Genomic DNA, 24,731 nt, shown 5'->3' on the forward strand with positions numbered 1-24,731 from the left:
AACAATCGGCCCCAGAATCGACTTATACCGTAGTATAAATTAGATTTATGCGAATCATCAATAGAAAATGACTCGCCCGGGTACGGTTGATGCGTTTTTTCTCATATTTTCCGGCGTTTTGGAAGGAAAAAGCCCGGCCTGTCAGAATCTGTCAGGTTGTATAGATTCACCTGACATGACCTATACGTTATTTACCAAATCATTGTTCGCGGAATGCGCGATCAAAGCTGGTGGTGATCGGTGAAAACAGGTAAGCGAGAATCGTTCTGGCACCCGTTACGATCTCCAACTGGGCGGGCATACCGGGCGACAAAATCATCCCTTCATGCTCGGCCAGGCTCTCTGCATCGATCTCGACCATGGCCTGGAAATAAGATCGGCCTTCGGAGTCTGTCAGCCGGTCCGGCGAGACATCGGTTACCGTGCCCTTGACCGGCGCAAACCAGCGCTGACTGAACGATGTCACCCGGATATTGACCGGGAGACCGGCCGAAACGACGTCAATATCGTTCGGGGAAACGCGGGCCTCGATCACAAGCCGATCATCCGCCGGCACGATTTCAAGCACCTGTGCACCGGGCGGGATGACCCCGCCGACCGTGGTGAACTGCATATTGGTCACCGTGCCGTTGCGCGGCGCCTTGATGTCGGAACGCACCAGGATATCCTCGGCCGAACGCAGGCGTTCGTTCAGATCGGAAATCTCGCTTTGGATATCGCGCAATTCTGTGTTGATCGATTGCAGGTGGTCACGCATCAGCTGTGACTGGCTGGCTTTGACCTGCTGGATTTGCTGTTCAATCCGGGCAATGTCGGCGGAAAACCGCCCGATATTGCCAAGGGTTTCGACCAACCGGCTTTCAAGTTGCAGCAACCGCGTCCGTCGGGCATAGCCAAGATCGACCATCGGCTTGACCATGGCGAGCTCTTCCTTGACGATCCCGACCTGCTGTTCGGCAGCGGTCTTTTGCTCGCGCGTGCCAATAATCTCGCGACGCAATTCCTTGATGCGTTCGTCATAGAGCGCAAGCTCACCGGCAAACGCACTGCGGCGACTGTCAAACAGGGTGCGTTGTGCATCGGTGATCGAAAAATACCGCGGATCTTCAAGCGGCGGCGGGAATGACAAGTAATCATCCTGCGCCCGTTCGGCAATCAGCCGCGTCTGGGTCGCCAGCGCATTGAGATAACGGTTATTGAGCAGATCAAAACTTGCCCGTGAACGTGTATCATCAAGCCTGATCAGGACATCGCCCGCCTGGACCCGCGTACCATTGCGCACAAGAATGTCGCGAATGATGCCGCCTTCAAGATGCTGAACGCTTTGTCGGCCCGAAAATGGCGCAACCACACCACTGGCCGTCGCGGCCGAATTGACCTCGGCCGTACCGGCCCACAGCAGAACAGAACCAAAGCCCAAAAACAGGATCAAAAATCCGATCCGCACCAGAGGCTTAACGTCGGTACTAAGCTCGCGCGCGGTTGGAAGTTGCACACCACCAGACATCAGGCACCACCCTGTCGACGTTCAGCCGATCCTTCAACCACACGCAATTGCGGACGTCCGCGACGGGTGTTTTGTGCGCCTGGTTGTGCACTTGCTTGTGCGCGATCCATCGGGCGGTCTTCTGCCTCGGCCGGTTTGCGGCGCGGTGCACGCGCAGCAGCGGCACGTTCGGCGTCCTCACGCACTTTGCGCATGCGCATCGCGGCTTCTTCGCGGGCCTTGGCGATGGCTTCGGCTTCGCTCATTTTGCGCTGTGGCGCAGGCTTGCGGGCCGGTTGTGCGGTGCGTTCCGGCTGGGCCTTTGGTTTGGTGGCGGCGCGCTTGGGCGCAAGATCGGCGGCACTTGCCGGACGGGCTTCACGCGATGCGCGGGCTGGCGGGTCCTTTCGGGCTGCGTCATTTGTCGCGGCTTGTTTCTTGCTGACCGGGCGCATGGTCATCATCGTGCCACCCGGGGTTGGCTGGGGTTTCATTTCTGTTTTGGCGATACCTGCCGCCTGCTTTGCGGCTTGTGCGCGACCAGAACCTGCTTCTCCGGTGGCGCCGAAATCCGCGATCTCTGGTTTTTCCTCAATCCCGATTTCAGGTTCCGGCGCGCTCATGGCTGCTGCCGAATGGGTGTTGGGGGCCGTGTTTTTCTCTACAATCGGGCGCGGTGCGTCAGGATTTGGCACGGCGATCTGTTTGGGGGTGATGCGCATTTGCCCATCGGATGGCAACGCATCGGCCATTGGCTCGGCCGGGCGGGAAATTGGTGGCAGGCCACGCGCAATTTGACCACTTTCCGGAACCGGTTTTGCTGCTGCTGATTTCGCACCACCCTTGACCGGGACAACCTGAATTTGGCCGTCGGCCAGTGCCAGAATGGCATCGGCCCGTGCCAGAATTTCGCGTTCGTGACTGACGATAAAGGTTGTGATGCCGTTGCGACGCAAAACGTCGATCAGTTCGCTGATATGGGTAACGCCATTGTCATCAAGGGCGGTTGTCGGTTCATCAAGCAACAGCAAACGTGGACGCGAAAACAGGGCGGCGGCGAGTGCGATCAATTGTCGCTGCCCGCCCGAAAGATTGCGACCACCACGATCAACCCGCGTGTCATAACCATCGGGCAAATCCAGAATGAACTGATGCGCACCGGCCAATTCAGCAGCCTGAATGATGTCGCGCATTTCCGCATTGCCAAGACGGGCAATGTTTTCGGCAATTGTGCCTGGGAACAGGAACGGGTTTTGCGCCAGATACCCGATCTGCGCACCCATTTCGGTGCGATCTGCGCGGGATGCTTCAACATCATCAAGCTTCACCGACCCGGACCCGGGCAACCAGATGCCCATGATCAGCTTCAAAAGCGCGGTCTTGCCGACCCCGTTAAACCCGGCAATTGCGATGATCTGACCCGGTCCGGCCTTGAACGAGAATCCCTTGAACAGCACATTGCGGCTGTTGGGCGGCGCAAAGACAAGACGATCGACACTGACCGACATACCGCGCCCGCGCGGCATGGGTGCCGGGACCGTCTGACGTTTTTCAAGCAGGATATTATTAAGACGTTCAAACGAACTGCGTGCCGCATTCCAGCTGCGCCATGCGGTCACTGCGCCATCAAACGGCGCCAGACCGCGCATGCCAAGGATCATGGACGCCACCATAATCCCGATCGTGATGCTTTCGGACAGAACCAGATAGGCGCCAACCCCGATAAAGCAGACCTGCATGGCAAGACGGACAAAATGCGATAACGTGGTCGATGTGCCAACCCGGCGGCTGGCCTGACCTTCCCAATAAAGCGAATCTGATTGGTCCGCCTGCCAGCGCTGACGGGCGGATTGGGTCATTCCCATGGCTTCCATCGCCTCGGCATTGCGGACATAGGTTTCTTCCTGCGCAATGCCGCGATTCTGGCTTTCTTCGGACCGGTCGACGGAAATCTTGGCAGCCGCCTCGTTGGCAATCGCAATCACGATCAACAACAACGCCCCGCCACATGCCACCATGCCAAGGCGGGTATCAAAGATGAACACAACCCCGATATAGACCGGGGCCCACATGAAATCGATCAGTGCAAACGGGCCACTACCGGTCAGAAACCCGCGCAAACCATATAGATCGCGCAAAGGTCGCTGGCGCATCTGGCTGCCGCGTGCCGATTGCTGGACGACGTGGGCAAACAGCTCCCCGCCCAGACGCAGATCAAGTGCCGTCCCAACCCGGATCAAAACCCGTGATCGCAGCTGTTCCATCGAGGCGATGAAAACCAGAACAAGACCAATGCCAAGAGTAAGAAGGGCCAGCGTATCCACCGACCGGCTGGAAAGAACCCGGTCAAATACCTGCATGGAATAGATCGGGATCACCATGTTCAGCAGGTTGATCACCATCGAGAATCCGCCGACAAGCGCAATCGACCGCCAGAACAACCGTTCCAGCGGGGTACGATCCCCTTCGCGTCCCGCATCCGATTTGCGGGTTGGTCGGATTCTATCCAACAGGCCCATCAAGTCCTTCCACTACCACCGCCCATGAAACAAGGGCAGATATCTTATATCTGTTGCCGTTGACCATTTGGCAATTGCGCATGACAAACCACCCGCGCGGCACAGCCACAACGGGTATCCTAGCCAATGACATACTCCCACTATTCTAGTCGAATATATAAGGATGTGTTAAGATTTCGCCGCAAAGCCCTTTATTTCATTGCCTTACCGCGCAATCACATCGCGCAATTCTTCCCAAATTCCGGCCTCGAAACCCAACCGCGTTTTGCTGGCAGAAACCTGTGCTGGATCAATGCAAACAACCCATTGTTTGACATAAATTTATCCGACCGTGCCAAAGGTTGCATTTGCGTATCTGCAGTGATCATCCCTATCTTTGGATACGTCCCCCAACCCGAACCCTGACAGGCAAAACGCGAATGGCTGACAATACGCCGCAGCTTCCCGACTTCATTCAACGGTTTCTCGCCATTCAGCCCGGCGGAGTCTCTCACGCGGGCGGGCTGATGGCGTGCATGATCGGCGTTCTTGCCGCCTGTGCATGGATGCTGGGCGGGATATCGATGATGATCTCGGCCGGTATTGCGGTTGCCCTGATGCTGGTACTTTCGCCGATGATCTCGCCAGAAATACTGATGAAAATGCTGCGCGCCAGTCCGCTTTCGGGGGAAGATTATCCAGCCATCCATGAAATGAGCCGCCTGCTTTCCGAACGCGCGGAACTTGGTCACAAACCAAAATTGTTCCTGCTGCCGGGCAAGGGGGTCAATGCCATCACGACCGGCACGGACGACAACACCACGATTGCGATTTCAAGCGATGCGGTTCATGGCCTTTCACCGCGCCAGATGCGCGCGATTTTGGCCCATGAAGTGGCGCATGCCTGGCATGGCGATACCCGTATCTTGCTGATTACCGATGTGCTTTATCGCGCGACATGGACGATTGCGCTGTTTGGTCTTGCGATTTTTATCTTTGGCGATTTCAATCCCCCGGCCTGGATGATGATCCTGTTTGGTGCGGTGCCAACCATCAGCTTCCTGTTTCAGCGCGCGGTCATTCGCGACCGTGAATTTGCCGCCGACCATGGGGCAAGTGATTTGCTTAATGGGCCGGAAGACATGATCGATGCGCTTTTGCATATCGATCAGATCAACCGCAAACGTCTGGGTCTTGTGCCCTATCGCAGCACCCAGCCGCCCAGCCTGCTGGATACCCATCCATCGGTTGGCGCGCGGATCAAGGCGCTCCGCGCACTCAAACCCGGCACATGGCAGAAATTCTTTGAAAACCGGCGGATGCCGCCACAATAATCGACCATGGTAATACCGGGAAATTCCGACAGCTCTGATCTTGGAAAATGTGCGATCTGTGGTCGGGCGATGATCGCAGGTCCCAGTGTGGACCGCCATCACTGGCACCCGAAATCACAGGGCGGGACTGAAACCGAATGGCTGCATCGCGTTTGCCATCGCATGATCCATCGCCTGTTTGATGAAGCCACCCTTGCACGCGACTATAACAGCCCCGACAAGCTGCTTGCCCATCCCGACATCATCAAGTTCGTCAAATGGGTGCGCAAGAAACCGGTTGATTATATCGACTGGCCGGAAAGTGCCGGGCGTTACGGGCGCAACCGTGGCAAACGGCGATAAGGCCCTGCATTGGTAACCCACCCAAAAGAACTGCCCATTTAACCATTTACCTGCGAAGATGGGCGCAATATACGCATCCATCGCGCAATCGCCGAAAGCAGGAATAACCGATGCCAAGCCTTGATATGCTCAATGATCTGATCCCGGTCTTTGTCACGCTGTTTGTGATCATCGACCCGTTGGGTCTGGTGCCGGTCTTCATCGTCCTGACGCAAGGCACAAGTGCTGCTCACCGTCGCCGCATGGCGATCCGTGCGTGTTTGACCAGCTTCTTTATCCTCGCGGCCTTTGCCCTGATCGGCGAGGGATTGCTGGGCGTGTTTGGTATTCACATGCCGGCCTTCCGGATTGCCGGGGGCACGTTGCTGTTTTTGATCGCGCTTGAAATGCTGTTTGAAAAGCGCAGCCAGAAACGCAATGAGCGCGCCGAACAGGTCCATCAGGAACTCGAAGAAGATCACGACACCGACAAGGCCGGAAAAACCGCCAAAGCCAAAACCAAGACCGCTGCTACCAAAACGGCGGACGGGCCGACCATCCCGGATGACGAGGCCGATGATGTTTCGATCTTCCCGATGTCGATCCCGTTCCTGTCCGGCCCCGGTGCCATCGCATCCGTGATGCTTCTGATGGGCAAGTTCGAAGACAATATCGCCATGCAGGCCAGCGTCATAGGCGTGGTCGCCGTCGTGATGGTGATCGCCTTTGTCTTCTTCCTGCTGGCAAACGTGGTTGCCAAACGCCTCAGCCCGACCGTTGCGACAGTGGTATCACGCCTGCTCGGCATGATCCTGGCGGCCCTTGCGGTTCAGTTCATTATCGATGGCATCAAACAGGCGTTTTTCTGATTAAAAATGATAGTATGGGTCCGAGCATCAAATCTCAGCTAATCGAAAACTTTTGCGCTGGAGGCACTATTGGACAGCACGACAATTTCCACTGTAGTTCAAACTATTAGCTCCATTTCGAGCTTATTGGGAACTGCTATCAGTGCACGCGACGAAACCAAACGATCAGAAGCGATCAACGCTATATATACAAAACTTACGGAAGCGAATGGGCACGCTCTTCAAGCTCAATCGGAACTAAGTAACGCTCTAAAACGCGTTGACGAGCTATCCCGCGAGATAGAAAAACACAACAGTTGGAAAGCAGATATCGCACGTTATCGAATGAAGGACTTTGGCGATGAGACATTCGCTTGGGTTCTGCGAGATGACACTTCAGATGGCGTCCCCCCTCATAAAATATGTCCGACCTGTGTTTCTTCTCATAAAATCTCAGTGTTACAATCTGAGGGACTAAACCGCTATGCGCAGAAACGCTATAAATGCTCTGTTTGCAAAAACGAGATTAATCTCGGCCCTAGAGGCAAAAACCACGGAAACCAGACGACAGCTACAATGAACTACAAACCCGACTACTAGAACTTCGAGCAGCCGGGGCGATGAAATCAATCCCAGCGTTTCGCCGCGTCCAGGATCGCATCGGTGCCCAATTGATAGTGATCATAAAGCGCGATGCTGTTGCCGCACTGGCCCCAGGCTTTCACGCCAAGCGGGGCGACCGCGTGCCCATGCACACCGCCAAGCCATGCAAGGGCCGCTGGATAATCATCAGAAAGCTTTTCCCACGCCGCAACAAGCAAAGGCTCACGCGGCTAGTAGCCGTCTGCGACGCATAGAAGTCTCTCTACTGGGCTGCCCAGACGTAACCCGCATACAGCACCAGCATGATGATGCCGGGTATCCGGCCAATCTGTGGACGGCGAAGCATCAGCGTCAGGCCAATCGAAACCGCAATCATCACCGGAAGATCGAACATCAGGAACCGGTCCGCCACCGGAATCGGCGATACAACCGCCGTCAGGCCGAGAATCCCCAGGATGTTGAAAATGTTCGACCCAATGATATTGCCAATCGCGATTTCGGATTGCTTCTTCAAAGCGGCAATCAGCGACGTTGCGAGCTCTGGCAAGGACGTACCAACCGCAACAATCGTAAGCCCGATAAAGGCTTCGGACACACCAAAGGTACGTGCGATGGTCACCGCACCTTCGACAAGGTAATGGGCGCCAACCATCAGCATGGCCAGCCCCGCGACAACCCAGACAATTGACAGCCAAACGTTTGAAACCGCTTCGGGCAGATCCGTCGATGACGCGGGTTCCGAACGCGACTGGCGATAGGCAAACACCAGATAACCAATCAATGCCGCAAACATAAACCCGCCAGCCACACGGCCAAGGTCACCAAGCGCAAAGAACGGCACCAGCACGACAGCAGCACCAAGCATCACAGCGGTATCGCGACCAAGCGTGCCACCAGATACGGCGATTGGCCACACCACGGCAGAAACACCAACAATCAGCAAGATGTTGGCAATGTTCGACCCGATGACGTTGCCAAGCGCGATATCCGGCACACCACGCAATGCCGCATCCATGGAGACAAGAAGTTCCGGCGTCGATGTCCCGAAACCGACCACGGTCAAACCGATCAGAAGCGATGACATGGAAAGTTTGCGGGCGATCCCGACGCTACCGCGCACCAGAGATTCCCCCCCAAAGAAAAGCCCGGCCAAACCGCCGAGCAACATCAGATATTCCATGACCAACGTCCTTTCAGACCAGGATACATAACAACGCACATCTTCAAGATGCTTTGCGCAGAGTTGTTCTGCCGACCGATCACTTGCAAGCGAACTCGTTCACCATTTCAAAATAAAAAAGGGACGACATCAACAACGTCGCCCCTTTTAAATTCACTGGATCAGCTTACTCAATCCCAGCGTTTTGCCGCGCGCAGGATGGCATCGGTGCCGATCTGATAATGATCATAAAGCGCGATGCTGTCGCCGCACTGGCCAAAGGCATTCACACCCAGCGGTGCCACCGCGTGGCCACGCACACCGCCAAGCCATGCAAGGGCGGCCGGATGACCGTCGATCACCGTCACAAGACGGGCATCGGATGCCAGCGGTTTGAGCAAGTTTTCGACATGGGCCATCTTGCCATCAACCTTGCCTTCAAGGCGGGCGCGCTCAAGATCCTGCCATTCGTTATACAGGCGATCGGTCGACGTCACGGCAAGCAGACCAAGGCCCGGATGATCTTCAGACAGCTTTTCCCACGCAGCAATTGCTTCGGGTGCCATGGCCCCGCAATAGGCAATCGCCATTTTGCAATCGTCGCCCGGCTGACGCAGCCAATAGCCACCCGAAATAATTTCGGTCTTTTCAGACTCTGACAGGTCACGTTCCGGCTGCGACAGCGGTTTGGTCGACAAACGCAGGTAGATCGATCCACCATCCGGGTCTTGCATGTGTTCGAATGACCAGCCCATGATGGCAGCCAGTTCATCGCCAAAGCTTGGCTCGAAACTGGTCAGGCCGGGCTGCCCCATACCGATCATTGGCGTTGATATCGACTGGTGCGCCCCGCCTTCGGGGGCCAGCGTGATGCCGCTGGGCGTTGCTACCACCATGAAACGTGCATCCTGATAGCAGGCGTAATTCAGCGCATCGAGGCCACGCGCAATGAACGGATCATAGAGCGTTCCAATCGGGAACAGACGTTCGCCAAACAGGCTGTGCGACAGACCGAGTGCGGCCAGGTTCAGGAACAGGTTGTTCTCGGCAATGCCAAGCTCGACATGTTGACCGCTCGGCGATCTGATCCATTTCTGGGCCGAGGGAACCTTGCGTTCCTTGAACTCGTCGGCCAGTTCTTCGCGGCCAAAAAGACCACGCTGGTTCACAAACCCGCCAAGGTTGGTCGAGACCGTCACATCGGGGGATGTGGTCACGATCCGGTCAGACAGATCGCTGTTTTTCATCTTGGCCAATTCATTCAGGATTTTGCCAAAGACTTCCTGCGTGCTGGACGTTTCGGCACGCGCATAGGGCATTTCAGGGATGGTGATGTGCTTGGCCGACTTGTTGCGCGGGGCATCATCGTTAAACGGTGCCCTGGCGATGTAGTCGCGAAGCTCATCGGCACTGATATCAAGGCCGGCCGCGACATCCCATTCCTGCCCGTCGGCGATCTTGTTTTGCAGCTTGAAGGCATCCATTTGCGGCACGTTCATCAGGCCGGCATGGTTGTCCTTATGCCCTTGAAGCGGCGTGCCATAGCCCTTGACGGTATAGGCAATGAACACGGTCGGCTTGTCATTGGGAACGGCGTCAAAGGCGCTAAGAACGGCTTCCATGCAGTGGCCGCCCAGATTGGTCATCAGGTCATGAAGCTGGTCATCGTCATAGTCACCCAGCAGACTTGCCAGCGCATTGTCGCCTTCCATGTCCGACGTGATCTGTTTGCGCCATGCCGCCCCGCCTTGGAAGGTCAGCGCGGAATAGATGTCGTTGGGCACGTCATTCAGCCACTTCTTAAGCGATTTACCGCCCGGCTTGGCAAAGGCATCATGCAGCTTACGGCCATATTTGATGGTAATGACGTTCCAGCCAACCGCGCGGAAGAACCGGCCAATCACGCGGAACAGGTGGGCATCGATCATGCCATCAAGGCTTTGGCGGTTATAATCGATCACCCACCAGACATTGCGAATGTCATGCTTCCAGGTATCAATCAGCGCCTCATAGATGTTGCCTTCATCAAGTTCGGCATCACCGACAAGGGCGACCATGCGACCTGGCGTTTCATCCTTGGGCAGCATGTCCTTGTAGCGCAGGTAATCTTGCGTCAGGGCTGCAAAGTTCGTCACCGCCGCACCAAGGCCGACGGAGCCGGTCGAGAAGTCAACCTGATCACCATCCTTGGTGCGTGACGGATAGGATTGCGCACCACCGAACGAGCGGAAGCTTTCAAGCTTTTCCCTGGTCTGGCGGCCAAACAGGTAATTGATCGCATGAAATACCGGGCTTGCATGTGGCTTGACGGCAACCCGGTCCTGCGGACGCAGAACATTGAAATAAAGGGCTGTCATCAGGGTCGTCATCGACGCACAGCTGGCCTGATGGCCGCCAACCTTGATGCCGTCGCGCTTGGGGCGCAGATGGTTGGCATTATGGATTGTCCAGCTTGACAGCCAGCGCACTTTCTTTTCAAGCAGACCAAGCATCTCAAGGTCCTTGGCATTGATATCGGCCGTGCTGCTTGCTTCGATGATTTCACCGATTTCCGGTGCGCTTTCCTGTACTGACATTTTCTGATTGCTTTCTTTTTTATCCGATATTGCGGGTTTCATGCGATGTCGTCTGGCGTCTCAATAATTCGGCACCACAATGCCGATTTTTAGGGGCACGTCGCGGAAATCAAGATGGTGGTCCGGCAATTCACACAAGATTCGGCAATTTCACTGAAATGTTGGAATCAGCTGCGACGATCACAGGGAAACTCTCGAATTTCCATTCCAGCAAAAAATCCGGAAAATCACTGCCGCGCCCCTATTCCCATGCGAGTCGATCAAACCCGGAAGACCGCCAAATTCGACCAGCGCCGGGTGGAAGACTGCGGCCTGGGCGCAACCCCGGCTCAAACTCTTTGCACTGAAATATCTTATACTGATATATAGATACCGCCTCTCCTAAAGTTCGCTTCCGGTGACGTCGAAATTGCCAAACTTTCTCTCGTTAAGATCTTTTTCCCTGACCGAAGTTATTCTATTCCGATGACAGTCCGGATCGGAGCAATTCGAGGCGTATTATCCTCTGTGATCAACCGGTTCACAGCCATCAAAGATGTTACCCGACGATTGCCTTGCCTGATGATCGTCACTGCGTGCCTGTTTGGTAGCATCCCCGCCCATGCGCAGTCGGCATCCACCAATGATCCACGCGTCGTGCGCATCCCCATGGATACAACATCGGAATTTTGCCGCGGCGAGATCACCTGGGAAGCACACCGGGAATATCACATCGATCTGCTGCGATTGGCCCTGAGACTGAGCGGGCACAACGCCACCCTTGTGCCGGTATGCATGGATTACCCGACCGAAGACCGGCGCATTCCCATGCTCGAAGCTGCCGACCAGTTCGACACGGTTTTCTTTGGCACCAATGCAGAGCGCGAAGAAAGGCTGCTTGCGGTCTATATCCCGATTTATCTTGGCACCACCGGTTTGCGGCTGTTCATGCTGCATAAAGACCTCAAAGAACCGTTCAGTCAGATTAAGACGATCGACGATCTCAGGAAACTTTCCATTGGTCAGGGACTTGGATGGCCAGACAACGAGATTTTGACCGATAACGGCTTTGACGTCGTAAGCGGACGTTACAGAACGCTTCATCGTATGCTCGACGCAAGGCGATTTGATCTTTATCCGCGTGCCTATTGGCAGATTGTCGGCGAATGGAACTGGATGAAGTGGGAAGCACCCGGCATCGAAATTGCCGAAAAAACAGCACTTTATTACCCGCAGCCGATCTATTTCTTTGTCAGCCAAAAAAATCCGGACCTACGCGACATCATCGAAACCGGTCTTAAGCGCGCCTTTTCAAACGGCATGATGCTGAATCTTTTGAAAACCCACCGCGATACGGCACCGTCATTCTCACAGATTGATCTGCACGATCTGAAAGTCATGCGGATCGAGAATAAACACCTGTCAGACCGATCGCGCAAAGCAATGGCTCAATACAGTCTGTTTGACTAGCGCCGGATGAAAACAGCAGACCGGAATGGCACTCGGCCATCCCGATCCGCAGTTGATTTGCCGTTACTCGGCGGCAATCGCCATCTGATCGCCATCTAGTGCGTTTGACAGATCGGCCAGAATATCATCGATGCTTTCAAGCCCGGCCGACAGACGGATCAGACCATCGGTGATCTGATATTCGGCGCGTTCTTCGGCGGTGTAGGTCGAATGGGTCATCGATGCCGGATGCTGGATCAGGGTTTCGGCATCGCCAAGGCTGACCGCACGGGTGATCATATTCAGGCCGTTCATCAGTTTACGGCCTTCCTCGATCCCGCCCTTAAGCTCGAACGCGATCATGCCGCCAAACCGGTCCATCTGTTTTTTCGCCAGTTTGTGATGCGGGTCGCTTTCAAGCCCCGGGTAAAAGACCTTCTCGACTTTCGGATGTTTATCCAGGAAATCCGCGATCTTTTCGGCATTGTCGCAATGGCGCTCCATGCGAAGCTCAAGCGTTTTAAGACCACGCATCACAAGGTTGGCATCCTGCGCGGAAAGCACCGCACCGGTCATATCCTTAAGCCCGACCAGACGCACCTGCGTCATGTCTTCAAGTGTTCCGATCACCGCACCGGCCATCAGATCGCCATGGCCACCCAGATATTTGGTCGCGGAATGCACAACGATATCGGCACCGAGTTCAATCGGACGCTGCAGATACGGCGTGCAATAGGTGTTGTCGACAACGACCTTGGCACCATGCTTGTGTGCGATGTCGGAAATGGCTTCGATATCGACCAGACGCATGTTCGGGTTGGCCGGTGTTTCGAAATAGACAATCTTGGTCTTGTCCGAGATCGCCTTTTCCAGCTCTGCCGGATCGGTCAGATCGACATGGGTGTGCTTAATGCCGAATTTTTCCAGACCGTGGCGGAAATAGGCAAATGTGCAGCCATACAGCGTGCGATCGACAATGATCTCGTCGCCAGGCGCAATAAAGGTCCAGAAGACGGATGTAATCGCGCCCATGCCCGATGCGGTCGCAACGGCGGCTTCACCGCCCTCAAGCACCGCAAGGCGCTTTTCCAAAAGATCCAGTGTCGGGTTGGCAATACGGGAATAGATAAAGCCCTGCTCGTCGCCAGCAAAGAACCGCCCGCCCTGCTCGGCTGTTTCGAACGCAAAGGTCGAAGACATGTAAACCGGCTGATTCAGCGCGCCATTGTGGCTTTGCGGATCGTAACCGTGATGGATCGCACGGGTGGCAAAGCCGGTTTTGGCGCTGTTGTGTTTGTCATGGGCAGACATCGGAAGGCTCCTTGAAATGCGTTTATTCTGCCCCGACAGTCGCAATCACCATGCCAGATTTATAAATCGCTTGTTTTCAAAGACTTACGGAAATCGTCGCTCTTTTGTGTGTAAATATTAGTTTACACAACGACGCTCATCATCATCTGAAAGCGCAAAGACGCTGGATTTCAGTCGCTTAAGACTGTACATTTATCGATACAATGTAAACTTATCGGTACGGATATGCGGTTCGAAATTCGCGGTGAAAACAGGCTCGGCATTACGCGCGACGTCATCAATGTCCTGACCGATCAGGGCCTGGACATCCGCACATTCGAAGTCACCACCCATCATATCTATGCCGATATCCCGGCCATCCGTCCGGAACGCTTCCCAGCACTTGCAAGCGCATTGAAGAAAATCCCCGGCATTTTCGACATCACCGAAATCGACCGTCTACCCACCGAACGCCGCCGCGCACAGCTACATGCAACGCTTGCCGCCCTGGGTGATCCGGTGATCGCGGTTGATGCCAATGGTTTGATTGCACAGGCTAACCCGGCGGCACAGGCAATTTCGGCCACCCCTGAAAAACCCCTGCGTGATCAGGATATATCGAGCATACTTGGCGAACCATCTATTGAAGATTTGCGCCAAGGTGGTTTTCGTTTGCCGGAACGCGAAGTGGTTTTGGGTGGCCAGACCTATCTTTTGCAGGTCGAACCGATCGGCCATGTTGATGATGGATCGGACGCCAGCGATGACGCGCCCTGGGGCGGGGTGATGGTCTTTCACCGTCCGGCACGGCTGGGTCGCGTGATCACAGCCCTTCAGGATCGCAGCCACACTGGCTTTGACGACATTATCGGCACCAGCCGGGCCATGCTGCGCGTTAAATCACAGGCTGAACGACTGGCCGCCATCGATGCCCCGATCCTGATCCTTGGCGAAACCTGCACCGGCAAAGAACTGTTTGCACGCGCCTGCCACCGCGCAAGTGCGCGCGCTGATCAGCCATTTCTGGCGCTAAACTGTGCCGCCATGCCCGAAGGCCTGGCCGAAAGTGAACTGTTTGGCTATGCCGCCGGTGCCTTTACCAGTGCACGGCGGGGCGGCAAGCCTGGGCTTCTGGAGCTGGCCGATGGCGGCACCTTGTTTCTCGATGAAATCGGCGAACTGACCCCCTATTTGCAGGCAAAGCTTTTGCGCGTGCTGCAGGATGGTCGCTTCCGGCGTGTCGGCGGGACGGATGAAATCACCGTCGATGTCCGGGTTATCAGCGCGACCAACCGCGACCTCGAGGCGATGTCCCATGACGGCACGTTCCGCGAAGATCTTTATTTCCGCCTTAACGTACTGGGCATCACCCTGCCGCCCTTGCGCGACCGGGTTGAAGACATTGCCGATCTTGCCACCGTTTTCATCGACCGTACCGCCCAGCAGACCGAACGAACACCACCGCGCCTTGCCCGCGATGGGCTTGAATGGCTTTGCCGCCACGACTGGCCGGGCAATGTGCGTGAACTTGAAAACACCCTGTTTCGCGCCGTCGCACTCCTTGATGGCGATGTCCTTGGCGCACGTGACCTTGCCGATGCCGCCACCGGCACGGCCATAACACCCGAACGAGACGCCCAACAGGCTCACGGCGCGCCGGACAGTGGCGAGGCTCCCCCCGCGGGCGAGAGTAAACAGGCCGATCTGATCGCCACCGCCTTGGCACAAAGTGATTTCAATAGCGGCATGGAATTGCTTGAACGGGAAATGCTGACCCGCCTCTATCCGGATTATCCCAGCTCGCGCAAACTTGCCAAACGGCTTGGTGTTTCGCACACCTCGATCGCCAACAAGCTGCGCAAATACGGCATTGGCACCTAAAAGCCACCCTCCCCACCACAGCATTTCTTGCCACTTACATTGCACTGCGGCATGATCTTCCTAAATCAAAGGGCAGAAAGCCCATTTCACAGGGAGAAGACAAAATGCTGACAGGTAAACGCGCACTCGTCACCGGCTCGACCAGCGGTATCGGCCTCGCCATGGCAAAGGCCCTTGCGGGGGCTGGTGCTGATGTGATGCTCAATGGCTTTGGCGACGCCGATGAAATAGAGGCGACCCGCAAAGCTCTTGAAACCGAACATGGCGTCACTGCGCACTATAACGGTGCCGACCTGTCCAAACCCGATCAGATCGAAGCGATGATGAAAGACGCCGAAGCCAAATTTGGCGGCGTCGACATCCTGATCAACAATGCCGGCATTCAATACACCGCCAATGTCGAAGACTTCCCGCCGGAAAAGTGGGACGCGGTGATTGCGATCAACCTGTCATCGGTCTTCCACACCACCCGCCTTGCCGTACCTTATATGCGCAAGAAAAACTGGGGCCGCATCATCAACACCGCCTCGGCCCACGGCCTTGTCGCCTCGGTCCAGAAGGCCGCCTATGTTGCCGCCAAACATGGCGTGATCGGATTGACCAAGGTGACAGCCCTTGAAACGGCTGAAACCGGCATCACGGCCAATGCCATTTGCCCGGGCTGGGTGCGCACCGAACTGGTCGAACGCCAGATCGAGGCACGTGCCAAGGAAAACAATATCTCGGTTGAAGAATCCGCAACCCGACTTGTCTCGGACAAACACCCGTCCAAACAGTTCGTCAGCCCCGAACAGATCGGCCAGACCGCCCTGTTCCTGTGCTCGGACGCGGCATCACAAATGACCGGCACGCACCTTTCCGTCGATGGCGGCTGGACCGCGCAGTAACGCAAACGCATCCCAGAACATCAAAGCCCCGCTGGCACAGGCTGCGGGGCTTTTTGTTTGCGCCGGATGACCGCGACCTAGCTCAGATCACAGTCACATGCCGGACGCTTGGCATTGGCGATGCAATCAGACTTCTTCGAATAGCCCTGCGTCGATGCACCAACAATCTCGCCATTCTTGGCCGTACGCCGCCAACGCCAGCCGTCCTTTGCTTCATAGACTTCCCAAAGATCGCCGTTCGACCCTGTGCACTGTGACATTTCTCACCTCATCAAATCCTGAAAACTTTTGCGGCCATATATGACGCACTTGATCAGCATTTGTGATTGAGAAAGACCAGATATTTAGGCCTCGGTAGAAGCCCTTCTACTCATAGGCTTCTATGATCATTTTAATCAGCTTTTCTATTTCATTGATGTCTTTATCAAAGGGAACACTGCCACATGTGGTCCCGTTGACACTTACCGGCGATAAGCTTTGTTGGCCGGTTGGCTTCTGCTCATAGACGGCAAACTGATTGATCAGGTTGGTCTTGGGTGTTTTAAGTGCGTAGTTTGGCGGTCCATATTTTCCGTAGTTGCGATTATCCACCCAGTTATGAAACGCAAGCCCAATATCGGGAATGTATTTCCGGTGATCTGCCACCAGCACATCATCGACAAAATACTGCACAGACTTACTTGTCCATTCGACACTGTACTGATGCCAATCGTAGATGCTGTATTTTTCGGGGCTAAGTGGTGTCAGGCAAAAATCCAAGCTCGAACCGCCGCGCACAGTCATCATCCAAACGTTATTGTCAAATCCGGAGCTGGGTGGTTTTTTCTCTGTGGTGACCTCCATGAACCATGCGAATTGCATTACCAATGGATTCATTGTGGTATTCCAATAGCCCCAACCTCTGCTGCCACCACCCGTGCCATCTGCACGAACATTTGCAACAATCCGGCTTGAGACCGCATCATTCGCCAGATAAATGTTGTTGAATCCGATGTCGCGATACCATTTCCAAAGGGCCTCTTTATCTGCGATCAATGCCAGATAGTTGTGCGCAATATTGGTTTTGGTTGTTGTGTTCCACGAGTCTTCGGCAAAAGGCCCCTGTTTCGCTACACCTTCAACCGGGCGGTAAGGATAGGGCAGATCACAATATTTCTTGATATTGGCATGCATTTCGGCCGGCTGAATAAACGTTATCGACTGCAAAAGCGGATTTACTGGATCAAGCAATCGATCATATGGCTGCTTATCTGGGTGCCCCGGCCCTTGTCGCGCACATGAATTGTTATACATCTCCGCATTGATATAAGGCGGTTTGGTATTACCGGATTGCGCGTACACGGGCGCGGTTAGCTTGACGCAAGGCGCATCAGCAAAACACCCTTTCTTGTCAGGACCTGCATTCCCGGGCGTGTCGATGTAATTGAAAACATGGGTTCCTGTCGCATCCTCACGCCAGAACCAAGTATTGAACTTCGCATTAAAAGGCTTTGCGGTCGGGTAATTGTAATCGTCTTCGTACGCCGTTTGCCATGTCTGGCACCCCGTCATGGCAAAAAGAGAAAACAATATTCCTGAAACGACAACACAACGACGATTTATCATGGAAATTCCCCCTGACACAGCTTCCACAGAACACGAAATTCAACCGGTCTTGCGTCAAGAATTACACCTTTTGAGATAAATACAACGCAAAATACTATCGTATTTGGTTTATTTTTATCAGTCGCAACCCGCCTTGCCTCGAACAAACACCCGTCCAAACAGTTCGTCAGCCCCGACAAAACCTTCCGCGCCCCTACCCTGTCGCGCGGCTGCGTTAGCAGGATAATGATGCCCGAGGTTTCGACCGGTTTGCGGCATCGGCCTGCATCAAGCCCCAGAAGCTTGCGATATGGCGTGTCGAGGAAATGTTGACATCAAGCATGTAGTCGCCACTTGACCCGCAGCCGTTCGGACCGCCGGCTTTAATCGGGGTACCGTGCCCCATCCCGGTTATGCGGAATTCCTCCAGAACTTCGTGTCCGTCGGCATCTTTCCAGACCCGACGGGGATATCCATCAACAATATGTGCGCGGGTAGGCACAGGTGACAACTTGTGAAGTTTTAGCCACTGCTTGAGGATTGCCGAGGCATTCGAAGGATGGACTGTACCATCGATGCCGCCATGCCAGATCGAGATTGTTGGCCAGGGCCCCTCATGGCCCGAGGCACGGCGCAAGCTGGGCGCAAGCTGCCCGGCGGTTCGCCCGCCACGCCGCCCCTTCATACTGCGAAACGCCGCCCGGGTCGTGTCGGCGCATCCGTATGGCAGGCCCGCAATAATCGCCCCACCGGCAAACAGTTCGGGATAGGTTGCAAGCATCACCGAGGTCATGGCACCGCCTGCGGACAAACCGGTGATGAAAATCCGCTGGCGGTCGATGCCGTGATCACGAACGACCTGTTCAACCATATGCATGATCGACAGTGGCTCGCCAGAGCCACGGGTATTGTCCCGCGGTCGAAACCAGTTAAAACCAAGCAACCAGTTATTCACACGCCGCTGTTCAGGAAACAGCAAGGCAAATCCGTGCCGGTCGGCGAGATCTGACCAGCCAGAGCCATCGTCATAGCGCTCTGCCGTCTGCTTGCATCCATGCAGAACGATCACAAGCGGTGCCGCTTTGGGCAGATCTTGCGGTATATATGTCAGTGCGCGCAACAATCCGGGGTTCGCCCCGAATGTGCCTAGCGTCGACAGACGCTCGGTTGGCAGTGCATCGTCACCGACATATGCAAACGGGTTCATCAGAGTCGCAAGAGCGTTTATCAGACTTCTCATTTTGGCCCCTTCAACAGCAAGCCGCCAGAACGGCTACGGAACTCGTAAGCCTGCTTGATCAGAACATGACGACTATGCCAGTCGGGAAATCGCCCCTGGCTCGTATGTCTTGACAATTGGCTGCGGCGCACCGCTTTGCGTCATTGCGAGTTATTGATTAGCGCAAACCAAAATATCCCAGGATAAACAGGACAATCACGACGAAGCCGACGATATATATGAGCTGGTTCATTGCATTCCTGAACTTTTCAACGATCAGTTAAAAGCCACCGATATCAGGAAGGGTAACGCACTTTAACGCCGGGCGAACCAATCTGGATCAGGATGGTTTTCAGTGAAATGCGAAGGTGAGGTCTTTATCCTAGATACCGCCCCAAATGCTCCACCAGCATGCGGATCTTAGGGCTCAGATGCCGGTTGGTCGGGTAAATTGCCCAGATGCCCTCATCAGACGGCTGGTATTTGGTGAGCACCGGGACGAGGTCGCCGCTGGCAATCCACGGATCGACGTAATAGTCGGGCAATTGCACGATGCCGATGCCTTTGCGGGCGGCATCCAGAAGCGCCTGGCCGCTATTGGCGTGGATGGAGCCATGAATGCGCACAGTGCGTTCGCGGCCATCTTCTTCAAACCGCCAGTAATCGAGCGTTCCGACCAGACAATTATGATGATGAAGCTCCGAAAGCGAATATGGCTCCCCGCGTTTTGCGATGTAGCTGGGTGCGGCACAGGCATATAGGCGCCTGGTTGAGAGCTGCTGGGTCATCAGGCTGCCGGTCGTACCTTCCAACCGACCCAGACGGATCGCCATGTCGTAGCCTTCCAGCACCAGATCAAGCTTCTGGTTGGTAAAGCGGCATTGCACTTCAAGATCGGGATAGCGAGTGACGAAATCATTGACCAGCGGCGCGATCACGGTTTCGCCGTAAGTCGTCGGCGCGGTGAGTTTCAGCTTGCCGCGCGGCACTTCCGTCAGGTTACCAATCGCGCGCTCCGCCTCGTCCAGCCCGTCGAGCAATTGCCGGCAATGCTGATAGTAAATCTGCCCGGCCTCTGTCACGCTGACCTTGCGCGTGGTGCGGTAAAACAGTTGCGTGCCGAGCTTTTCTTCAAGCGCTGTGACCTGTCGGCTGACCTGGGCGACCGAAATGCCAAGCTGCTTGGCGGCATGGGTAAAATTCTGCCGTTCGGCCACGGCGATAAATTCGCTGATCCCGTCCCAGGCATTCATGCCCCGACCCCGCCTTGATTATTACACATACGTAAAAGTGAATTACCAAAATACCGGATTATCACATCAAGGGAAATAAATAGACTGTTGGCATTACACATCCAAACATCGGAGTAGCGTCATGAGCGCCGAGACCATTACCTGCAAAGCCGCCATCGCCTGGGAAGCAGGCAAACCGCTGTCGATCGAAGAAGTCCAGGTCGCCCCGCCGAAAGCCGGCGAAGTGCGCGTCAAGATCGTTGCGACCGGCGTTTGCCACACCGATGCCTTCACCCTGTCAGGCGACGATCCGGAGGGCATTTTCCCGGCGATCCTTGGCCATGAGGGCGGCGGCATTGTTGAATCCATCGGCGAAGGTGTGACCAGCGTTTCGGTTGGCGATCACGTGATCCCGCTTTACACCCCGGAATGCGGCGAGTGCAAATTCTGCAAATCGGGCAAAACCAACCTGTGCCAGAAAATCCGCGAAACCCAGGGCAAGGGCCTGATGCCGGACGGCACCACGCGTTTCTCGCAGAATGGCAAGCCGATCTATCATTACATGGGGTGCTCGACCTTCTCGGAATACACTGTGCTTCCGGAAATCTCGCTGGCGAAGATCAACAAATCCGCCCCGCTTGAAGAAGTTTGCCTGCTTGGTTGCGGGGTCACCACGGGCATGGGGGCCACGGTTAACGCGGCCAAGGTGCAAAAGGGTGACTCTGTGGCCGTCTTTGGCCTTGGCGGCATCGGTCTTTCGGCCATCATCGGCGCGCAGATGGCCGGTGCCGGTCGCATCGTTGCCATCGACCTGAATGAGAAGAAATTCGATCTCGCCAAGAAGCTGGGCGCGACCGATTGCATCAACCCGAAAAGCTATGACAAGCCGATCCAGGAAGTCATTGTCGAGCTGACCGATGGTGGTGTTGACTGGTCGTTCGAGTGCATCGGCAATGTCAATGTCATGCGTTCAGCCCTTGAGTGCTGCCACAAGGGTTGGGGTGAGTCGGTCATCATCGGTGTTGCCGGTGCCGGTCAGGAAATCTCCACCCGTCCGTTCCAGCTGGTCACCGGTCGCGTCTGGCGCGGCACGGCGTTTGGTGGCGTTAAAGGCCGCTCCCAGCTGCCAGATTATGTTGAACGTTACCTTGCCGGTGAGTTCAAGCTTTCGGACTTCATCACTCATACCATGAAGCTTGAAGACATCAACGAAGCGTTCGACCTGATGCATAAAGGCGAAAGCATCCGTTCGGTTATCCATTACTGATCGAAATATAAACATTTGAATAATTGCGCCACCGCCGGAAACCATCCGGTGGTGGCCGATCAGAAGGAGGCCCCGAAATGGGTATCGAGAATTCTTCAAGCAACAAGGTCTTTGGCGGCTGGCAAAAGCAATATACCCACCCGTCAACCACCCTTGGCTGCGACATGCGTTTTGCGATCTTTCTGCCGCCGCAGGCCAGCAATGGCAGCAAGGTGCCGGTCATGTACTGGCTGTCGGGCCTGACCTGCACGGATGAAAACTTCATGCAGAAGGCCGGTGCATTTCGCATTGCCGCCGAACTGGGCATCGCCATTGTCGCCCCGGACACCAGCCCGCGCGGCGATCATGTCCCCGATGACGAGAACGAGGCTTATGATTTCGGCAAGGGCGCGGGCTTTTACGTCAATGCCACCCAGGAACCGTGGGCGCGCAATTATCGCATGTATGATTACGTGACCAAGGAACTGCCCGCACTCATCAAAGATCACTTCCCGATCAATGATGATGCTGTGATCTCCGGTCATTCCATGGGCGGTCATGGGGCGCTGATGATTGCGCTGCGCAATCCGGACACGTTCAAGTCTGTTACCGCCTTTGCACCGATTTCCAACCCGATCAATTGTCCGTGGGGCCAGAAGGCGCTTGGCAATTATCTCGGTGAAGACAAATCAGCCTGGAAAGACTGGGACAGTTCGGAACTGATGAAGGCTGCAAGTGCGCCTGATCTTCAGACCCCGGCCCTTGTCGATCAGGGCGGTGCGGATGGTTTTTTGGCAGAGCAGCTTAAACCCGAAGTGCTTGAAGCCGCGGCCAAGACATCAAACTACCCGGTTACCATCCGCATTCAGGATGGCTATGACCACAGCTACTATTTCATCTCGACCTTTATCGAAGATCATATCCGCTTCCACGCCAAGCATCTTGGACTGAGCTGATTGCACCAACGATCTTCGACTTCCCCGGCACGCCGCCCACTGACTTCCCCCCTCTGGCGTGTCGGGGCTTTTCTTTTCGGGGAAATCTGAAAACCCGGCGACGAAGCCTAATCAAAGCTGCGCGCATCAATCGCATCGGCGACATCATCAGCCATTTTGAGCGTGCGGATGATAAGCGGTACCACCATCGCAACAATGGACCGGTCAAGGCCGCGCGCGCGTTGAGCATCACGGATTTCCGATGCCACGGTGGAGATCACCGGAATAAAGCGCAGCACCATCGAAATCGCCAGACTGACTTTTTCCGGGTTTACGCCAATCGGGCGCAAAGGCTGCATGGCGCGTTCCAGCGATGCCAGCAGGTCCGATGTTTTGGTGGTCAGGGTCACAAGCGATGCGAACATCACGATTGCCGCAATCCGGGTGACGACCAGCATCCCGGCCTGCCAGTCATTCAGCCAAAGCTGAACGGCAAAAAAGATCATCAGCAGCCACAGGATCGGCTTGATCTGCGCCCACATAATGCGCGGGCCAAAGCCGGATGCGGGATACAGCAACAAAACAGTCGCCAGAACAAACGCCACCACTGGCCAATCGGGGATCAGGAACACGCCCGTACCAAGGGCGACCATGGCAAGGATTTTGGCCCCGGCCGCCGCCCGGTGCAGGGCAGACTGCCCGTCAATATAGAGCCCCGCGATCACGCCATCATCTCCCGATATTTCGGAAGAACCTCGGAGGGCGGGCCATCAAGCACCACGCGACCATCCTCAAACGCCAGCACCCGGTCATAATCGGCAATCAGATCAAGATCATGCGAAACCGTAATCACCGTCTGATCCAGCTCGGCAATGGCGCGCTGCACCCGGTTGCAATTGCGCAGGTCCAAAAGCGTGGTTGGCTCATCAAACACGATATAACGCGGCTCCATCACCAGCACGCCCGAGATGGCAAGCAACTGCTTTTGCCCGCCACTCAGCAAATGACTGGGATGGGTTTTGAAATCCTGAAGATCATAGCGCGCCAGCACGTCATCGATCCGGCGATTGACCTCTTCCTTGGAAAGTTTCAAAGGCTTAAGGCCAAAGGCAATGTCTTCCTCGACTACCGGATAGACGATCTGATTGTCCGGGTTCTGAAACACAAATCCGACATGACGACGCAGCTTGCGGCCATCCTTTGCTGCATCAAAATCGTCGACCAGAACCCGCCCCGTGCTTGCGGTTTGCAGGCCATTCAGCAACCGGACAAAGGTGCTCTTGCCCGACCCGTTCGCGCCGACAACCCCGATCCGCTTTTCGCCAAGCGTCAGGTCAATGTCAGCAAGCGCACGTCGCTGTTCAAACTGCACAGAGACATTTTCAATTCGGATCATGGAAAGACGTCCGGCGTTATCAGGGATAATTGGAACGGGCTCAAAAACAGGCTCAAAACGGGCGCAAGCACATCACTTGCGCCCATAAGACTTTAGCCCGCCTTGGAAATCAAGGGATAGGCGCGCCGGACTGCAAGGCACGCCGCGGTCGCAATCGCAACCTTGATGGCATCCCCGATCAGGAACGGTGCCGCCCCGACGGTTGCCTGCCAATAGCTGATCTCGGCCACGACCGCGACCCAGGCATTGCCAATGGCATAAAGGACAACAATCCCGCCAAAGGCGATGGACAGTGCAGCATTGAAAACATTCAGGCGGTTCCAGAACTTCTCGATCAGAAGCCCGATGACAAAGGCCGAAATAGCCCAGCCAAACATGAACCCGCCGGTCACCCCGATCATCACGCCAAAGCCACCGCGCCCGCCGGACAAAAGCGGCAAGCCAACAGCAACCAGAACAAGAAACAGAACAATCGAAAGCCCGCCACGACGGGCACCCAGAATGGCCCCGGCCAACATCGGACCAAGTGACTGTGCTGTGACCGGCACACCGGTGACTGGAAGGGTGATTGGCGGAAACAGCCCAAGAACGGCGGTCAGGGCTGCAAACAGGGCGACATAGACAATATCTTTGGTCTTCATGTAACGGTTTCCCATTCCCGTTATAAGGCCGTTCTGCAATCAACCCCTTGCGCAGAATGGCCTCCGTTAACCGGTCCGCCCGACCGGCTCAACGCGATATGGGATAACCGCAAATATCATCGACGCCAAGCAAAATGACACCGGATACTGCGTAGCTCATTTAAGAG

Annotated in this window: 22 protein-coding genes; 9 read left to right on the forward strand and 13 right to left on the reverse strand. The window is 55.4% G+C overall.

The genetic code is table 11. The annotated features are described in order from the left end of the window. Positions 1-199 precede the first annotated feature (199 nt). Entirely contained in the window at positions 200-1,507 is a 1,308-nt protein-coding gene (locus tag TH2_RS00340) for an HlyD family type I secretion periplasmic adaptor subunit (protein WP_008888392.1), read from the reverse strand. Continuing rightward, on the reverse strand, positions 1,507-4,005 hold the full coding sequence (locus tag TH2_RS00345; RefSeq protein ID WP_008888393.1) for a type I secretion system permease/ATPase: 2,499 nt from the start codon (positions 4,003-4,005) through the stop codon (positions 1,507-1,509). Before TH2_RS00345 ends, TH2_RS00340 begins: the two co-directional genes overlap by 1 nt. A gap of 419 nt (positions 4,006-4,424) precedes the next feature. Between TH2_RS00345 and TH2_RS00350 the strand changes: the two genes are divergently transcribed. From TH2_RS00350 to TH2_RS21665, 4 genes are all read left to right on the forward strand, one after another. Next, on the forward strand, positions 4,425-5,318 hold the full coding sequence (locus tag TH2_RS00350) for a M48 family metalloprotease (RefSeq protein ID WP_008888394.1): 894 nt from the start codon (positions 4,425-4,427) through the stop codon (positions 5,316-5,318). Positions 5,319-5,324: 6 nt separating this feature from the next. Next, positions 5,325-5,660, forward strand: coding sequence for an HNH endonuclease (locus tag TH2_RS00355; protein WP_238538630.1), 336 nt, complete (start codon positions 5,325-5,327; stop codon positions 5,658-5,660). 110 nt (positions 5,661-5,770) lie between these two features. Further along, complete coding sequence (locus TH2_RS00360; protein ID WP_008888396.1) at positions 5,771-6,508, forward strand: MarC family protein; 738 nt, start codon at positions 5,771-5,773, stop codon at positions 6,506-6,508. A gap of 69 nt (positions 6,509-6,577) precedes the next feature. After that, positions 6,578-7,087, forward strand: coding sequence for a hypothetical protein (locus TH2_RS21665; protein WP_238538631.1), 510 nt, complete (start codon positions 6,578-6,580; stop codon positions 7,085-7,087). Between the two features lie 26 nt (positions 7,088-7,113). On the opposite strand, the gene TH2_RS00365 is transcribed toward TH2_RS21665, so the two are convergent. From TH2_RS00365 to TH2_RS00375, 3 genes are all read right to left on the reverse strand, one after another. Beyond that, on the reverse strand, positions 7,114-7,308 hold the full coding sequence (locus TH2_RS00365) for a hypothetical protein (protein WP_008888397.1): 195 nt from the start codon (positions 7,306-7,308) through the stop codon (positions 7,114-7,116). A gap of 44 nt (positions 7,309-7,352) precedes the next feature. After that, positions 7,353-8,270, reverse strand: a complete 918-nt coding sequence (locus TH2_RS00370; protein WP_008888398.1) for a calcium/sodium antiporter — start codon at positions 8,268-8,270, stop codon at positions 7,353-7,355. Positions 8,271-8,440: 170 nt separating this feature from the next. Then, positions 8,441-10,825 carry a transketolase gene (locus TH2_RS00375; RefSeq protein ID WP_051007570.1) on the reverse strand — a complete coding sequence of 795 codons (2,385 nt, stop codon included), beginning with the start codon at positions 10,823-10,825 and terminating at the stop codon, positions 8,441-8,443. Positions 10,826-11,386: 561 nt separating this feature from the next. Here TH2_RS00375 and TH2_RS20445 point away from each other — a divergent pair. Then, on the forward strand, positions 11,387-12,274 hold the full coding sequence (locus TH2_RS20445) for a substrate-binding periplasmic protein (RefSeq protein ID WP_008888400.1): 888 nt from the start codon (positions 11,387-11,389) through the stop codon (positions 12,272-12,274). A gap of 63 nt (positions 12,275-12,337) precedes the next feature. On the opposite strand, the gene TH2_RS00385 is transcribed toward TH2_RS20445, so the two are convergent. Next, positions 12,338-13,564: a methionine gamma-lyase gene (locus tag TH2_RS00385; protein ID WP_008888401.1), complete on the reverse strand. Its 1,227-nt coding sequence runs from the start codon at positions 13,562-13,564 to the stop codon at positions 12,338-12,340. A 225-nt stretch (positions 13,565-13,789) separates the two neighbouring features. Here TH2_RS00385 and TH2_RS00390 point away from each other — a divergent pair, with 225 nt between their 5' ends. Next, positions 13,790-15,424: a sigma 54-interacting transcriptional regulator gene (locus TH2_RS00390; RefSeq protein WP_008888402.1), complete on the forward strand. Its 1,635-nt coding sequence runs from the start codon at positions 13,790-13,792 to the stop codon at positions 15,422-15,424. 104 nt (positions 15,425-15,528) lie between these two features. After that, positions 15,529-16,311 carry a 3-hydroxybutyrate dehydrogenase gene (locus TH2_RS00395; RefSeq protein ID WP_008888403.1) on the forward strand — a complete coding sequence of 261 codons (783 nt, stop codon included), beginning with the start codon at positions 15,529-15,531 and terminating at the stop codon, positions 16,309-16,311. Between the two features lie 77 nt (positions 16,312-16,388). Here the strand turns inward: TH2_RS00395 and TH2_RS00400 are convergent, their stop codons facing one another. The 4 genes from TH2_RS00400 to TH2_RS00415 all read right to left on the reverse strand — a co-directional run bounded on the left by TH2_RS00400 (position 16,389) and on the right by TH2_RS00415 (position 20,367). Then, positions 16,389-16,571, reverse strand: coding sequence for a YegP family protein (locus TH2_RS00400; RefSeq protein ID WP_008888404.1), 183 nt, complete (start codon positions 16,569-16,571; stop codon positions 16,389-16,391). Between the two features lie 106 nt (positions 16,572-16,677). After that, positions 16,678-17,916 carry a family 16 glycosylhydrolase gene (locus TH2_RS00405; RefSeq protein ID WP_157193738.1) on the reverse strand — a complete coding sequence of 413 codons (1,239 nt, stop codon included), beginning with the start codon at positions 17,914-17,916 and terminating at the stop codon, positions 16,678-16,680. 214 nt (positions 17,917-18,130) lie between these two features. Further along, the gene (locus TH2_RS00410) at positions 18,131-19,135 is read right to left on the reverse strand and encodes an extracellular catalytic domain type 1 short-chain-length polyhydroxyalkanoate depolymerase (protein ID WP_008888406.1); all 1,005 of its coding nucleotides are present in this window, start codon (positions 19,133-19,135) and stop codon (positions 18,131-18,133) included. Positions 19,136-19,491: 356 nt separating this feature from the next. Then, on the reverse strand, positions 19,492-20,367 hold the full coding sequence (locus tag TH2_RS00415; RefSeq protein WP_008888407.1) for a LysR substrate-binding domain-containing protein: 876 nt from the start codon (positions 20,365-20,367) through the stop codon (positions 19,492-19,494). 121 nt (positions 20,368-20,488) lie between these two features. On the opposite strand from TH2_RS00415, the gene TH2_RS00420 reads away from it, so the two are divergent. Both TH2_RS00420 and fghA read left to right on the forward strand, forming a co-directional pair. Next, a complete protein-coding gene (locus TH2_RS00420; protein ID WP_008888408.1) occupies positions 20,489-21,613 on the forward strand; it encodes an S-(hydroxymethyl)glutathione dehydrogenase/class III alcohol dehydrogenase in 1,125 nt (374 codons plus the stop codon). A gap of 77 nt (positions 21,614-21,690) precedes the next feature. Beyond that, positions 21,691-22,548: an S-formylglutathione hydrolase gene (gene fghA / locus TH2_RS00425; protein ID WP_008888409.1), complete on the forward strand. Its 858-nt coding sequence runs from the start codon at positions 21,691-21,693 to the stop codon at positions 22,546-22,548. Positions 22,549-22,655: 107 nt separating this feature from the next. On the opposite strand, the gene TH2_RS00430 is transcribed toward fghA, so the two are convergent. From TH2_RS00430 to TH2_RS00440, 3 genes are all read right to left on the reverse strand, one after another. Further along, positions 22,656-23,252: an energy-coupling factor transporter transmembrane component T family protein gene (locus TH2_RS00430; protein WP_008888410.1), complete on the reverse strand. Its 597-nt coding sequence runs from the start codon at positions 23,250-23,252 to the stop codon at positions 22,656-22,658. Then, positions 23,249-23,923: an energy-coupling factor ABC transporter ATP-binding protein gene (locus TH2_RS00435; RefSeq protein ID WP_008888411.1), complete on the reverse strand. Its 675-nt coding sequence runs from the start codon at positions 23,921-23,923 to the stop codon at positions 23,249-23,251. Before TH2_RS00435 ends, TH2_RS00430 begins: the two co-directional genes overlap by 4 nt. Positions 23,924-24,015: 92 nt before the next feature. Beyond that, a complete protein-coding gene (locus TH2_RS00440) occupies positions 24,016-24,564 on the reverse strand; it encodes a biotin transporter BioY (RefSeq protein WP_008888412.1) in 549 nt (182 codons plus the stop codon). Positions 24,565-24,731 lie beyond the last annotated feature (167 nt).

This window comes from Thalassospira profundimaris WP0211 (assembly GCF_000300275.1).
Classification (GTDB): Bacteria; Pseudomonadota; Alphaproteobacteria; order Rhodospirillales; family Thalassospiraceae; genus Thalassospira; species Thalassospira profundimaris.

Bases quoted from the DNA above. Each gene is read 5' to 3' on its own strand.
- TH2_RS00400 (WP_008888404.1), bottom strand. From the start codon at position 16,571: ATGTCACAGTGCACAGGGTCGAACGGCGATCTTTGGGAAGTCTATGAA.
- TH2_RS20445 (WP_008888400.1), top strand. From the start codon at position 11,387: ATGATCGTCACTGCGTGCCTGTTTGGTAGCATCCCCGCCCATGCGCAG.
- TH2_RS00405 (WP_157193738.1), bottom strand. From the start codon at position 17,916: ATGATAAATCGTCGTTGTGTTGTCGTTTCAGGAATATTGTTTTCTCTT.
- TH2_RS00350 (WP_008888394.1), top strand. From the start codon at position 4,425: ATGGCTGACAATACGCCGCAGCTTCCCGACTTCATTCAACGGTTTCTC.
- TH2_RS00370 (WP_008888398.1), bottom strand. From the start codon at position 8,270: ATGGAATATCTGATGTTGCTCGGCGGTTTGGCCGGGCTTTTCTTTGGG.
- TH2_RS00345 (WP_008888393.1), bottom strand. From the start codon at position 4,005: ATGGGCCTGTTGGATAGAATCCGACCAACCCGCAAATCGGATGCGGGA.
- TH2_RS00360 (WP_008888396.1), top strand. From the start codon at position 5,771: ATGCCAAGCCTTGATATGCTCAATGATCTGATCCCGGTCTTTGTCACG.
- TH2_RS00410 (WP_008888406.1), bottom strand. From the start codon at position 19,135: ATGAGAAGTCTGATAAACGCTCTTGCGACTCTGATGAACCCGTTTGCA.
- TH2_RS00355 (WP_238538630.1), top strand. From the start codon at position 5,325: ATGGTAATACCGGGAAATTCCGACAGCTCTGATCTTGGAAAATGTGCG.
- TH2_RS00340 (WP_008888392.1), bottom strand. From the start codon at position 1,507: ATGTCTGGTGGTGTGCAACTTCCAACCGCGCGCGAGCTTAGTACCGAC.
- TH2_RS00390 (WP_008888402.1), top strand. From the start codon at position 13,790: ATGCGGTTCGAAATTCGCGGTGAAAACAGGCTCGGCATTACGCGCGAC.
- TH2_RS00420 (WP_008888408.1), top strand. From the start codon at position 20,489: ATGAGCGCCGAGACCATTACCTGCAAAGCCGCCATCGCCTGGGAAGCA.
- TH2_RS00415 (WP_008888407.1), bottom strand. From the start codon at position 20,367: ATGAATGCCTGGGACGGGATCAGCGAATTTATCGCCGTGGCCGAACGG.
- TH2_RS00375 (WP_051007570.1), bottom strand. From the start codon at position 10,825: ATGTCAGTACAGGAAAGCGCACCGGAAATCGGTGAAATCATCGAAGCA.
- TH2_RS00385 (WP_008888401.1), bottom strand. From the start codon at position 13,564: ATGTCTGCCCATGACAAACACAACAGCGCCAAAACCGGCTTTGCCACC.
- TH2_RS00435 (WP_008888411.1), bottom strand. From the start codon at position 23,923: ATGATCCGAATTGAAAATGTCTCTGTGCAGTTTGAACAGCGACGTGCG.
- TH2_RS00440 (WP_008888412.1), bottom strand. From the start codon at position 24,564: ATGAAGACCAAAGATATTGTCTATGTCGCCCTGTTTGCAGCCCTGACC.
- fghA (WP_008888409.1), top strand. From the start codon at position 21,691: ATGGGTATCGAGAATTCTTCAAGCAACAAGGTCTTTGGCGGCTGGCAA.
- TH2_RS00395 (WP_008888403.1), top strand. From the start codon at position 15,529: ATGCTGACAGGTAAACGCGCACTCGTCACCGGCTCGACCAGCGGTATC.